Origin of the sequence: Maribacter sp. 4G9, assembly GCF_002742265.1 — a bacterium.
GTDB lineage: Bacteria > Bacteroidota > Bacteroidia > Flavobacteriales > Flavobacteriaceae > Maribacter.
Genome location: NZ_MDGL01000032.1, coordinates 137,184 through 149,360 on the forward strand (window position 1 = coordinate 137,184; position 12,177 = coordinate 149,360).

Below are 12,177 nucleotides of genomic sequence, written 5' to 3' on the forward strand. Positions count from 1 at the left end.
ATGAATACGCAACCACTACCAGGAGCCAGTAATGCCTTAACTTTTGGCATTTTGTCCATTGTTTTAACTATTTTTTGCTGTGGCCCATTTGGTGCTATTTTTAGCATCATCGGATTAAGCAACGCTAAGAAAGCGGAAAACATCTACAGATCTGAAGTTGACAATAGTTACTTTAGCGGATACGAAAATGCGAAAACAGGCAGAATCCTTTCCTATATTGGGTTGGGCTTGGCATTGATCTACTTGATATTTACGATTATCTATTTTGGAGCGATTGTAGCCATTATTATGTCTTCTGGAAATTTCTAATATTAGAAGTAAGTAAAAAAAGAATCCCCGAGACAACTCGGGGATTTTTTTTATTTTTTGAATTGGGATAGGGTCCGTATAATAATATCCACACAATCCAGTAGCTGGTCCTTGGTCATCACCAAGGGCGGTGCAAACCGGATGATGTTCCCATGCGTTGGTTTTGCCAACAGACCATTTTGTTTCAATGCCATGCAGATATCCCAAGCTGTGGAGCTATCTTCCGTATCATTGATCAAAATAGCATTTAGCAAACCCTTTCCTCGAACCGAGGATACCAAATCGCAATGCGGTATGAATTCATTTAGTTTTCCACGGAACAATTCACCAAGTTCCTGGGCGTTTTCAGCCAGTCGCTCCTCTTTAATGACCTCCAAAGCGGCCATGGCCACAGTAGCGGCCACAGGGTTCCCTCCAAAGGTACTTCCATGATTTCCCGGTCTAATGACTTCCATAATCTTATTATTGGCCAAAACCGCCGAAACGGGATAGGCCCCACCGGACAAGGCCTTTCCCAATATTAAAATATCGGGTTTTACCTCTGGTGTACCACTACAATGTTTATCAGTGCACGAACAGTTGCCACAAGTGGCCAACAGCCTGCCTGTACGTGCAATACCCGTCTGTACTTCATCAGCAATGAAAAGCACGTTGTATTTTTCGCAAAGCTCTTTGGCCCTCTTCAAATAATCTTCCGAAGGAACATAGACACCGGCCTCTCCTTGGATAGGTTCCACCAAGAATCCGGCTACATTGCCATTGTTCTTTAAGGCTTCCTCCAAGGCATGGAGGTTGTCGTATTCGATTTTTATAAACCCCTTCGTATACGGCCCGAAGTTTTTTCGTGCCACGGGATCGTTGGAAAAAGAGATTATGGTAGTGGTTCTTCCGTGGAAATTATTTTCACACACTATGATCTCTGCTTCGTTTTCCGGAATGTTCTTTTTCTCATAGGCCCATTTCCTGCAAATTTTTAAGGCGGTCTCCACAGCCTCCGCACCGGTGTTCATAGGAAGAAGTTTGTCAAAACCGAATGTTTGGGTGGCATATTTCTCAAAAGCCCCCAATTTATCATTATAAAACGCCCGTGAAGTGAGCGTCAAGGTTTGGGCCTGCTCCATCATGGCCCCAACAATCTTGGGGTGGCAATGCCCTTGATTTACCGCGGAATAGGCCGAAAGAAAATCATAGTATTTTCTTCCTTCTACATCCCAAACGAACACACCCTCTCCCCTGCTCAAAACTACAGGTAAGGGATGGTAATTGTGGGCTCCGTACTTATCCTCCAATGCGATGGCATCCTCAGATGTGATGTTTTCTAAAACTGACATGATAAAAATTACTTTAAATAAGACTTTAGCAATTCCTTCTGTACCTTTATCCTTTCGAACTCCAGATGGGCATCGGAACGAAAATTCAGCGTGGGAGAGAAATCATCCCTGTAGAACTTCAAAAGTACAAATATTCCCTTTTATTTTAAAGCTTTTTTAAACGGGGCGCGAACACTTGTTAATACTATCCATATCCTAACCAACAATCCAAAGAAACCTATTATTTTTGCCGCATGCGAAAGAACAGAAGGAGACTTATTTTCGAAAATGTAGAAGTCGTGGACGCCGGTGCCAAGGGGAAAACCGTAGGTAAGGCCCCAGACGGAAGAATCGTTTTTCTGGACAATGCAGTCCCAGGCGATGTGGTCGATGTGCAAACGCACAAAAAACGAAAAAGTTATTTTGAAGGAACGGCAATAAAGTTCCATACCCTTTCAAGTAAACGGATTACTCCCCAATGCCAACATTTTGGCGTTTGCGGCGGATGCAAATGGCAAAATATGGGCTATGAACATCAACTGTACTACAAACAAAATGAGGTAGAGAACAACCTGAAACGAATAGGCCATCTGGAACTCCCAAAAATACAACCTATCCTAGGTTCCAAGGATATCTATTTTTATAGGAACAAAATGGAATTTTCGTTTTCGGACAGCAGATGGCTCACCTTGGAAGAAATCAGATCCGATAAGGACATAGAAAATAGAAACGCCCTTGGCTTTCACATTCCTGGAATGTGGGACAAAATTTTGGACATAAAAAAATGTCATCTTCAACGGGACCCATCCAACGAGATTCGTCTGGAGACCAAGACCTTTGCACAGAATAATGGCCTAACTTTTTTTAACCCTAGAAAGCAACAGGGCCAACTACGTACTTTGATGATAAGGACGGCTTCCACGGGCGAGTTGATGGTCCTTATCCAGTTTTTTGAGGATGTCAAAGCAAAAAGAGAGTTGCTCCTTAAACATTTAAAGGATAAATTTCCTGAGATTACTTCCCTACTTTACGTAATCAACGAGAAACAAAACGACACCCTTTATGATCAAGAGGTGGTTTGTTTTTCTGGAAAGGACCATATTTTTGAGGAAATGGAAGGGCTTCAATTTAAGATAACGGCAAAATCATTTTATCAGACCAATTCTGAACAGGCATACGAATTATACAAGGTGACCCGTGACTTCGCCAAGCTTCAAGGAAATGAATTGGTGTACGACCTGTATACAGGTACTGGGACCATTGCGCAATTTGTTTCCAAAAAAGCAAAAAAGGTTATTGGGATAGAGTCGGTTCCCGAGGCTATTTTAGATGCAAAGGCCAATGCGGTGCGTAATGCTATTACCAATGTGGAATTCTTTGTGGGCGATATGAAAAATGTGTTCAATGAGGATTTCATTGCCCAACATGGAAAACCAGACGTCATCATTACCGATCCTCCTAGGGATGGTATGCACAAGGACGTAGTGCAACAGATATTGAACATTTTACCACAGCGCGTAGTCTATGTCAGTTGTAATAGCGCGACCCAGGCAAGGGATCTTGAGTTATTGAAGGAATTCTACACAGTGAATGCCGTACAGCCCGTTGACATGTTCCCACAAACACATCACGTTGAAAATGTTGTACTTTTAGAAAAGAAAGATTAACATGCAGAAATTAAAATGGGTGTTGTACACCCTATTGTTTGCCGGTATTATTACTTCATGCGAGAAGGATGACATTTGCGTTGAAGGAAATACACCACTGCTGGTACTGGAATTTTTTGATGCTGCAAATCCTTCGGCCAACAAGAATGTGACCGCCTTAAGGATTATTGGCGAAGGCCAAAACAGTACGGTAAACACTTTCACCGACAGGTCCAGTGTGAACAACGTTCAGATTCCGCTTAAAACAGATGTTGATGCCACCACATTTTTGATCATATCCAACTCGGCCACGAACGATACTGGACAGGAGACGGGAAATATTGACACCTTAACATTCAATTATGACCGCATAGAGGATTTTGCCTCTCGCGCCTGCGGTTTTGTGATTAATTATGACAATGTATCCCCAGAACTGTTGTCAGGTTCTGGCAATTGGATTACAGATATAGAAGTGATTAGGGCAAGTATTACAAATTCAGATTCCACCCATGTCAAGATATTCCATTAGTATTTGCTTATTTTTTGGACTGATGATCGGCTTTGCCCAGAGCAAACCCATTGACACACAGCCCAAGGATACGATCGAGTATAAGGAACCTTATGGGCTCAGGGCAGGCATTGACCTTAGTAGACTCTTAATTAGCTCCTTGGACGAGAACTATACCGGTTTAGAAATTGTGGCCGATTATAGATTGACCAACAAGCTTTACATTGCCGCGGAACTAGGTACGGAAGATAAAACCAAGCAGGAAGACCTATACAACTTTACCACGACCGGAAGCTATCTAAAAGTGGGCTTTGACAACAATACTTACGAAAATTGGTATGGGGAACAAAATTTGCTCTATTACGGGGGGCGTCTGGCCTTTAGCAGCTTCAGTCAAACACTGAACAATTATCAGTATTTCAATTCCAATAGGTATTGGAATCCGGAGGGATTTGCCGAGGGTTCCAATATTGCTGAAGAATTTTCCGGAAGGTCCGCATTTTGGGTAGAGGCACTATTTGGAACCAAGGTAGAACTTTTCGCCAATATTTTTTTAGGGGCAAGTATTCGATTGGGTATTTTGGTTTCCGATACCGACGGAGGTGATGCCCGTTTTCCAAATCTTTGGATACCAGGATTCAATAAAGTCACGGATGGCAGTCGTTTTGGAGTAGGTTACAATTATTCCATTTCCTATTTTCTACCACTCTATAAAAAGAAAAAAAAGCCCGAGGAACTTGAGGTGGCGCAATGATCAAAGTTCCTTGAACCCTTTTAAGAAAATCCACTTCATCATCACTTTTTTGGTACCCTCAATATGGGCAACAGCAAATTTTGGGGCCAAGATCATCGCAAGCGCGGCCGAAACTAATGAAACGTACAAAGGTTTAATTGCCAGTACATATGGTAGGGCAAATCGAAATAGAAGAAAAACCGCTGCAAATCCTAAAAAATTATACAATAGTGCTTTTTGTTTCAATCCCATGTTCTAGTTTTCCGAGGTTTTCTGGTATTTGGCCTTTTTACTTCCCTCATATATTTCATATTGGACCAGTCTGGATTCCAAATGGCTATTGAAGACCTTTATTTTTCGGGAGGGTCTAAGACCTACAAATTTTAAGGCATCCAAATTGGACGTTATCATCCATGCATTGGTGCCGGGATATCCCTGTTTTAAGGTATCGCCAATAGAGGTATAAAAATTTTGCATATCAATGTCCAAGCGTTCACCATAAGGGGGATTAAAACAGATATGCAAAGGTCCTTCCGTTTCCTTTTCGGTCTTAAAAAAATTATCCCTTTTTATATCAATATAATCGGTCAGGTTTGCATTTTCAATATTGTCGATGGCCTTTCTAACAGCAGAAGGCGCCTTATCCATTCCTATGATTTTATGATGGAACTCCCGGGTTTTTTTTAGACTGGCGTCGATTATTTTTTCATAAAGCTGAGAATCGAAATCGGGCCATTTTTCAAAAGCAAAACCTTTTCTATTGATATTCGCCGGGATATTACAGGCGATCATGGCGGCCTCCGTTAGCATTGTACCGCTACCACACATGGGATCCATAAAATCGCATTGGCCATCCCAGCCACTGAGCAATAGAAGACCGGCAGCCAAAACCTCGTTAATGGGTGCAATGTTGGTCGCTGTCCTATATCCTCTATGGTGTAAGGAGGCACCGGAGCTATCCAAGGAAACATTGCACTGGTCTTGATGGATGTGGATGTTGATTCTTAAATCGGGATTCTTGACATCCACATTGGGACGTTTGCCATCCGTTTCACGGAATTTATCGGCAATGGCGTCTTTGGTCTTTTGGGAAACGTACAGCGAATGGGTGAAATTATCTGAAAAGACCGTCGCATCAATGGCAAACGTATCGTCTACCGATAAATATTCGGCCCAATCCATCCGAAAAACTTTCTTATATAGATCATCTTCGCCGGATACGTGAAAGGAGCTTATAGGCTTAATTATTTTAATGGCGGTCCTTAAGCAGATATTTGCCTTGTACATAAATCCTGTATCGCCGTCAAAGGCAACACTTCGCACACCAACTTCCACATTCCCCGCACCTAGGTTTCTAAGTTCCTTGGCAAGTATTTCCTCAAACCCAAAAAGAGTTTTGGCAATCATCCTAAAATTATTCCCCATACCCATTGTTTAGCATACAACAAAAATACGTTAATTTTGATGTAGCAAAGATTTGCAATGCCCAATTAGGCCACAAACCCTGCTTTACATGATTTATATTCTGCCAATGCTTGGCGTACTGCTAAGTTTTGTTTTTGTTTTCTTGACAAAACCCAAAAAAAAGGAACATTTTAGACTGTTACTGGCCTTTAGCGGGGCATTTTTACTGGCACTGACCTTTTTTGAATTATTACCCGAGGTGTACGAACATTCCAATACCAAAAGCATTGGAATTTATATCATGTTGGGGATACTACTTCAGATTTTTTTGGAATTCTTTTCCAAGGGGGCGGAACATGGTCATGTACACTTGTCCAAAACCGACACCAGCTTTCCATGGCTATTGTTCGGAAGTTTGTCCATTCATTCTTTGTTGGAAGGTATACCCATTTCTGAAAGCAACAGTATCATCTATGGCATCCTGATCCATAAAATTGCCATTGCCGTTATTTTGAGCCTTTTTTTGTTGAGCTCCAAAATGAAAACAATTACGGCAGCCTTATTTATCGTCCTATTCTCGATAATGACTCCGTTAGGGACCTATCTTTCCCGTTCCTTTGGTTTTATTTTGGACCACCTTGTATTCATAAATGCCATAGTTATTGGGGTCTTGCTCCATATTTCAACGGTAATCCTCTTTGAAAGTTCTGAGGGGCATAAATTCAACCTTAGGAAATTAGTGGTGATAGTACTTGGGATAACCATCGCATACCTTCTTTAATGTTCAGTAGGGAGGAATCACGAAAACTGCGCGAGGAATTCTGGATTTCCTTTGGAAAATCCTATCCAAGAAAATGGATACTTTATAAAACAAAAATCAAGGGGCTTTCCTTTAAATTTAATTTTGACATTAAAATGGCCATGGTATCGATTGACGTGGAGGGCGACCTGGAACAAAGGATTCTGGTATGGGAAAAGCTTATCTCCTTAAAATCCATTTTATTGGAGGATTACTGGCCTGAAGCCATTTTTGAGGAATATCATTTATTGGAAAACCAAAAAGAGATTTCCAGAATCTATACGGAGCTGAACGAGGTATCCATTCACAACAAAAATACTTGGTTGCAGACCATGATGTTTTTAAGTCAAAATATGAACAAAGTCGAGGCCTTTTATGAAGATTTCAAGGATATTTTAAAACCTTGAAAAAACAATAGAAAAATGACATTCTGGAATTTCCATTTCAACTCCCGATAACTGGGTTAGACACAAAAGACTTCCTACGAGAGAGTAACCGGAACAATATCCATCCTGCCTGTTCATAGCTTCCAAAAGAAGATCAATATAAAGGAGAGTCTTCCGGTTATATGGCTATAGGAATGTTCATAATGTATGTTCTAAGCCACTTAATACCCAAGGCTACATTTTCGAATTTAAGCAAAGTGAAGGTTAAAATAGGCCATATCTTGTAGGCTACATCCTGATATTAGACCATCATATAGTATTCCCCCAAAAAACCCTCAACTGAATCCAAAAAAAGGATCGAACCAACTAAATGCACTTTTTAGAAATTCCTTTATACTCCTGAAAAAGAATTAAAGCCACCATCCACATCATAACACACCCCGGTTACAAAACTTGAGGCATCGCTCAATAAATAATGTACCATACCATTCAATTCGGACGCATCCCCAAATCTGGCCATTGGCGTATTACTGATTATTTTTCTCCCACGCTCCGTATAGGATCCATCTTCATTGGTCAAAAGACTTCTGTTCTGATTACCGATAAAAAATCCCGGGGCAATGGCGTTCACACGTATTTTGTTAGTGAATTTTGATGCCATTTCATTGGCCATCCATTGTGTAAAGGTATCCACGCCAGCTTTGGCCATGGAATATCCCAAGACTCTTGAAATAGCCTGTTTTGAGGCCATGGACGAAATATTGATTATAGAACCATGACCTTGCCTCGCCATAAGACCACTTAACACAATAGTGGGTATAACGGTACCAAAAAGATTAATATCCAATACTTTTTGAGTATCTGAAATTGCGATATCATGAATACTTTGATTAGCGCTAAGTGTCGCCCCAGGAATATTGCCGCCCGCTAGGTTGACCAAACCATCCAGCCTTTCGAAGGAGTGACCTATTTCCTCCCTAACTTCATTTAGGGCGTCCTCATTCAAAACATCTACCTCATAAGTAAAGGTTGCCCCAGGAGAAATAGCATCCAGATCATTTTTCTTGTCCTTCAATTTTTTTGTGGACCTGCCCAACAAAATAACTATGGCATCTTGCTCCACCAAGTATTCTGCTATGGACCCACCAAGGGTTCCGGTTCCACCGGAAAGCGCAATTATTTTATCCTTAAGAGAAAATAAATTGGTCATATGATCAAATTGATTATTGGCGATACCTCAGAATTACTTTTCCGGGAACGAAAGAAATTAAACGAGTTAAAAATAAGATATTGGATACTCTTATCCCACCAAATTGAAGACTATATAGAAATTTAATTACTTACTTTAGTAACCAATAAGATCAAATATCAGTAATAATCAACACATTTTAGAAATGAGATCTTTAGTTTACACCCTTGTGCTTCTTTTATTATTTTCAAAAGCCTACTCACAAGATTTAAAACCCTTTGAATTGACCCAGGAATGGACTAATTCAATTGTTTCCCAATTGCCAAATGATTATCCAAAATTGAAAGTGAAAAGAAAGGTATTGATTTTTAGCCTTTTTACCGGGTTTGACCACTGGACGGTACCACACACAAAGGCTATAGTTGAAGGGATAGCTCTAAAAAGTGAGAACTTCGAAATAATTACTTTGAACGATGTGCATATGTTCAAAAAAGAAAATATCCATCAATTTGATGCCATAGTACTAAATAACAATTGCTCGGAAAGGGATCATAGAAATCTTTTTTTTGATGTTTTTAGAAAAGAACAAAATTCAGATGAAGCTTGGGCTAGAGCTGAACACTATGAAAATAACCTGTTGGAGTACATTGAGCAAGGAAATGGGTTGGTGGTACTTCATGGGGGTATCACTATGCTAAACAAATCAGGTAAATTCAGTGAATTGGTGGGAGGTAGTTTCGACTATCATCCAAAACAGCAAATGGTCGAAGTAAAACTGACCGATAGCTCACATCCACTTCTTAAAGGATTTCAAGGAGAAAGCTTTAAGCATATTGATGAACCCTATTTCTTTAACAATGCCTATTTTGACTATGATTTCAGACCCTTACTCTATATGGAAGCGGACGACATCGAAGGAAAAAACAAAGAGGTTGATGAGGACCGAAGTTACTTGGCATGGATCAAAAAATATGGAAAGGGAAGGGTTTTTTATTCCGCACTGTCCCACAATCCCCAGAGTTATGAAAACCCAGCCATGCTATCATTTCTGCTGCATGGATTGCTTTATGCTACAGGGGATTTAGATTGTGATGATACGCCAATAAAATCGTAATCTTAGCTTCTCAAAAGATAGTCCTAAGTGCTCTTCCTTAGTAAATTCATTCCCGTCTTTGGGTTTTACTTTTTTTTTAATTTTCCAGCCCCATCCTTGGATATCCATTCTGGATGTTAGGCATTGGTAATTCCCACTTGCCCAATTACATCCGTAATGCCATATTCCGATAAACTTTGATTAGAACCCACTCCTGGCACAACCCAAATAAATTCAAATAACTCGCAATCCAAAAGCTTCCTTCGTTATCCAAGTCCATGAAAACCGGTGAAACCAAAAAAAGGTGTAGATACAATAAATTTTGTTTTAAGGCTTTTCCAAATTGATAATCCTCCAATAAAATTTTGGTTTGAGCATAGCCCATTGTTCAAAAAGAAAAAAGTATTACCATTAAATGGAATCTACCCTTAAAAATCATCTATAGGTTTTTCTGTGATATTTTGGTTTGTACTAAATAACATCCAGATAAATAAAAAACCAATGGCAGACTGCACCGCCCAATACGAATAAGTGCCATATAAAATGATTAAAGGGGATTTTTTCGATAGCATAGAAAATAATACCCAAGGTGTAAAACAACCCTCCTAAAAACAAAAGAATTAATCCAAGTTCAGTGGTCGTTTGCAACAAATTGTTAAAATCAAAAACAATTAACCACCCCATGGCAAGATAGAGAAACAAGGAAATGAACTCAAAACGACCTGTAAAAAATAATTTTAGGACCGTGCCAAGGGTCGCTATAATCCAAACCACATAAAATATGGACCACCCATTTCCTGGAATAAGGCTGATCAAGGCAACAGGCGTATAGGTACCAGCAATTAAATAGTAAATATTGATATGGTCCAGAATCCGAAATCTTTTTTTCCAAACAGGATGATTCACCGCATGGTATAATGTGGAACTGGTAAAAAGCAGAATAAGACTTATGCCATAAACTAGAATGCTAAATTCTGAATAAATCGATTTATGACTATTGAACTGCCATAGCACATAAAGACCAATAAAAGCTCCTATTACGCCAATAAAGTGAGACCGTGAATTTAAAAGCTCCTCTACATTTTGATTCCCTGGCCTGAATAGACTACGCCAAATCATTTATACTGCTTACCCTTTTTCAATACGATATCTACATCTTGTAAAATGTTTATATGGCGTAGAACGTCACCTTTGACCGCAATAATATCGGCATATTTACCCGGGGTTACCGTACCTACTTTGTCAGCTACTCCAGTCCATAGAGCAGGCCAATAGGTAGCTGCCCTAATCGCATACATTGGGTCGATACCGAACTTATTTACCCAAACATCAAACTCATGCCAAGTTGATTGACTATGAAATTTCATGGGGATTCCGCTATCCGTACCTATCAGCAATACGACTCCAGCGTCCAATAGTTGCTTAACTTTGGTCTCCAAGGTAGGTTTCCTTGATGGAGTCAGCTGAAAATAAGGTAGTCTGTCTGGATGGGCGAAACTATTCTTTATATCTGTAATTACGCTATCTGGTAATCCACGGTGCCATGAATCATTATCCAATTCTTCTTGGTTGTCTCTTAAATACTCATAATTGTACAGTCCTTCAACCGTAGGGCACCAGTATAATGGTCCCTGACTCATGTCCGCAGTACGCTCCTTTATCATTTGCATAATGTCGTCAGGGTAACTTGGGGCAGACGATAATCCGGTATGCTCAAAACAATCGGCACCTGCCATCAGTGCCCTTCTTATTTCCTCGGGCCTATGCGCATGGGCTACGACCTTTAGATTATGTTTATGGGCTTCATCCACTATGGCCTTGACCTCTTCCATGGTCATTTTATCCTGATCGATAAGTTTTATGACATCCACACCTGCTTTCGCCAACTTTTTTATTTTTTTTCTACCGTCATCAGCACCGTTCACGCCCCATCGAAAATCTTCCGTACCAGGATAAGGACTATGTTGAATAAACGGTCCAGAAACATAAAGCGTTGCCCCAGGAATGGAACCTTCGTTAATGGCATCCCTAACAGCTATACTTTCTTCCAATGGACCCCCTAGATCCCTAGCACTTGTAACACCTGCTAATAACAATTGCTCCGCTGATGCTGGCATGATCACATCCTTAAGCAAGGGCGGATAGGTCTTATCCCAGTAAGAATAATCAGCATGTCCGTTTATCATAGTATGCACGTGCATGTCCCAAAGCCCGGGCAAAACACTCATCCCTTCTGTTGAAATAATAGTATAGTCCTTAGGCACCTCCAAAGTGGCCAAACTTCCTACCTCCTTAATATATTCACCTTCAATAAGTATTACACTGTTTTTAATAGGCAATCCCCCGTATCCATCGATAAGTGTACCCCCAACCAAAGCTTTCTTATGGTTTTGGGCTAAACCTTCCATACATACAACAAATAAAAACAAAAATGTAGGTATCAAATTCTTCATGACTTTTAATTTTGAAGAAAGATACTAAATAGAGGGTATAAAAACGTAAGTCCTTCCTTTTTGGATACTTTTTTAAGTAAGGCTGGCTTGTCAATTAGATTAAAGAATTTTATAAAAAATATGGACATAAAAAAGCCCCCTTACATTTCTGTAAGGGGGCTTCCAGGAAGGCGGCTACCTACTCTCCCACTTGGTATAGCAGTACCATCGGCGCAAACGGTCTTAACTTCCCTGTTCGGAATGGTAAGGGGTGTGCCCCGTCGCCATGGCCACCTAGATCTTCTATATTTTAATGCCCTATGGGCGCAGCGTAAGCTGTGCACGCCAGGAGCATGACATAAATAATG

The 12,177-nt window shown here is 40.3% G+C and carries 13 protein-coding genes and 1 rRNA gene; 7 read left to right on the forward strand and 7 right to left on the reverse strand.

Features of this window, described 5'->3' with window-relative positions; translation table 11 throughout:
- Positions 1-309: a CCC motif membrane protein gene (locus BFP75_RS03960; RefSeq protein WP_099543456.1), complete on the forward strand. Its 309-nt coding sequence runs from the start codon at positions 1-3 to the stop codon at positions 307-309.
- Between the two features lie 50 nt (positions 310-359).
- Here BFP75_RS03960 and rocD read toward each other — a convergent pair whose 3' ends face one another.
- A complete protein-coding gene (rocD, locus tag BFP75_RS03965; protein WP_099543458.1) occupies positions 360-1,640 on the reverse strand; it encodes an ornithine--oxo-acid transaminase in 1,281 nt (426 codons plus the stop codon).
- A 233-nt stretch (positions 1,641-1,873) separates the two neighbouring features.
- Between rocD and rlmD the strand changes: the two genes are divergently transcribed.
- Genes rlmD through BFP75_RS03980 form a run of 3 tightly spaced genes read left to right on the forward strand, consistent with a single transcriptional unit; the run spans position 1,874 to position 4,527 of the window.
- Complete coding sequence (gene rlmD / locus BFP75_RS03970) at positions 1,874-3,286, forward strand: 23S rRNA (uracil(1939)-C(5))-methyltransferase RlmD (protein WP_099543461.1); 1,413 nt, start codon at positions 1,874-1,876, stop codon at positions 3,284-3,286.
- Between the two features lies 1 nt (position 3,287).
- On the forward strand, positions 3,288-3,794 hold the full coding sequence (locus BFP75_RS03975; protein WP_099543463.1) for a DUF6452 family protein: 507 nt from the start codon (positions 3,288-3,290) through the stop codon (positions 3,792-3,794).
- The gene (locus BFP75_RS03980; protein WP_099543466.1) at positions 3,775-4,527 is read left to right on the forward strand and encodes a DUF6048 family protein; all 753 of its coding nucleotides are present in this window, start codon (positions 3,775-3,777) and stop codon (positions 4,525-4,527) included. Before BFP75_RS03975 ends, BFP75_RS03980 begins: the two co-directional genes overlap by 20 nt.
- On the opposite strand, the gene BFP75_RS03985 is transcribed toward BFP75_RS03980, so the two are convergent.
- The gene (locus tag BFP75_RS03985) at positions 4,528-4,758 is read right to left on the reverse strand and encodes a hypothetical protein (protein ID WP_099543468.1); all 231 of its coding nucleotides are present in this window, start codon (positions 4,756-4,758) and stop codon (positions 4,528-4,530) included.
- Between the two features lie 3 nt (positions 4,759-4,761).
- A complete protein-coding gene (locus BFP75_RS03990; RefSeq protein WP_240531692.1) occupies positions 4,762-5,931 on the reverse strand; it encodes a class I SAM-dependent RNA methyltransferase in 1,170 nt (389 codons plus the stop codon).
- Positions 5,932-6,019: 88 nt separating this feature from the next.
- On the opposite strand from BFP75_RS03990, the gene BFP75_RS03995 reads away from it, so the two are divergent.
- Together BFP75_RS03995 and BFP75_RS04000 are read left to right on the forward strand one after the other, a co-directional pair.
- A complete protein-coding gene (locus tag BFP75_RS03995) occupies positions 6,020-6,691 on the forward strand; it encodes a ZIP family metal transporter (RefSeq protein ID WP_099543471.1) in 672 nt (223 codons plus the stop codon).
- Positions 6,691-7,116, forward strand: a complete 426-nt coding sequence (locus BFP75_RS04000; RefSeq protein ID WP_099543473.1) for a DUF4268 domain-containing protein — start codon at positions 6,691-6,693, stop codon at positions 7,114-7,116. Before BFP75_RS03995 ends, BFP75_RS04000 begins: the two co-directional genes overlap by 1 nt.
- A gap of 370 nt (positions 7,117-7,486) precedes the next feature.
- On the opposite strand, the gene BFP75_RS04005 is transcribed toward BFP75_RS04000, so the two are convergent.
- Positions 7,487-8,305 carry an SDR family oxidoreductase gene (locus tag BFP75_RS04005; RefSeq protein WP_099543475.1) on the reverse strand — a complete coding sequence of 273 codons (819 nt, stop codon included), beginning with the start codon at positions 8,303-8,305 and terminating at the stop codon, positions 7,487-7,489.
- A gap of 184 nt (positions 8,306-8,489) precedes the next feature.
- Between BFP75_RS04005 and BFP75_RS04010 the strand changes: the two genes are divergently transcribed.
- On the forward strand, positions 8,490-9,398 hold the full coding sequence (locus BFP75_RS04010; RefSeq protein ID WP_099543478.1) for a ThuA domain-containing protein: 909 nt from the start codon (positions 8,490-8,492) through the stop codon (positions 9,396-9,398).
- A 450-nt stretch (positions 9,399-9,848) separates the two neighbouring features.
- Here the strand turns inward: BFP75_RS04010 and trhA are convergent, their stop codons facing one another.
- From trhA to rrf, 3 genes are all read right to left on the reverse strand, one after another.
- Positions 9,849-10,496, reverse strand: a complete 648-nt coding sequence (gene trhA / locus BFP75_RS04020; RefSeq protein ID WP_099543483.1) for a PAQR family membrane homeostasis protein TrhA — start codon at positions 10,494-10,496, stop codon at positions 9,849-9,851.
- A complete protein-coding gene (locus BFP75_RS04025; protein WP_099543486.1) occupies positions 10,493-11,830 on the reverse strand; it encodes an amidohydrolase family protein in 1,338 nt (445 codons plus the stop codon). Before BFP75_RS04025 ends, trhA begins: the two co-directional genes overlap by 4 nt.
- 165 nt (positions 11,831-11,995) lie before the next feature.
- Positions 11,996-12,107: ribosomal RNA gene (gene rrf, locus BFP75_RS04030) — 5S ribosomal RNA — on the reverse strand.
- Positions 12,108-12,177 lie beyond the last annotated feature (70 nt).

Bases quoted from the DNA above. Each gene is read 5' to 3' on its own strand.
- BFP75_RS03985 (WP_099543468.1), bottom strand. From the start codon at position 4,758: ATGGGATTGAAACAAAAAGCACTATTGTATAATTTTTTAGGATTTGCA.
- BFP75_RS04000 (WP_099543473.1), top strand. From the start codon at position 6,691: ATGTTCAGTAGGGAGGAATCACGAAAACTGCGCGAGGAATTCTGGATT.
- BFP75_RS04005 (WP_099543475.1), bottom strand. From the start codon at position 8,305: ATGACCAATTTATTTTCTCTTAAGGATAAAATAATTGCGCTTTCCGGT.
- BFP75_RS03990 (WP_240531692.1), bottom strand. From the start codon at position 5,931: ATGGGGAATAATTTTAGGATGATTGCCAAAACTCTTTTTGGGTTTGAG.
- BFP75_RS03960 (WP_099543456.1), top strand. From the start codon at position 1: ATGAATACGCAACCACTACCAGGAGCCAGTAATGCCTTAACTTTTGGC.
- BFP75_RS03975 (WP_099543463.1), top strand. From the start codon at position 3,288: ATGCAGAAATTAAAATGGGTGTTGTACACCCTATTGTTTGCCGGTATT.
- BFP75_RS03995 (WP_099543471.1), top strand. From the start codon at position 6,020: ATGATTTATATTCTGCCAATGCTTGGCGTACTGCTAAGTTTTGTTTTT.
- BFP75_RS04025 (WP_099543486.1), bottom strand. From the start codon at position 11,830: ATGAAGAATTTGATACCTACATTTTTGTTTTTATTTGTTGTATGTATG.
- rocD (WP_099543458.1), bottom strand. From the start codon at position 1,640: ATGTCAGTTTTAGAAAACATCACATCTGAGGATGCCATCGCATTGGAG.
- BFP75_RS04010 (WP_099543478.1), top strand. From the start codon at position 8,490: ATGAGATCTTTAGTTTACACCCTTGTGCTTCTTTTATTATTTTCAAAA.
- rlmD (WP_099543461.1), top strand. From the start codon at position 1,874: ATGCGAAAGAACAGAAGGAGACTTATTTTCGAAAATGTAGAAGTCGTG.
- BFP75_RS03980 (WP_099543466.1), top strand. From the start codon at position 3,775: ATGTCAAGATATTCCATTAGTATTTGCTTATTTTTTGGACTGATGATC.
- trhA (WP_099543483.1), bottom strand. From the start codon at position 10,496: ATGATTTGGCGTAGTCTATTCAGGCCAGGGAATCAAAATGTAGAGGAG.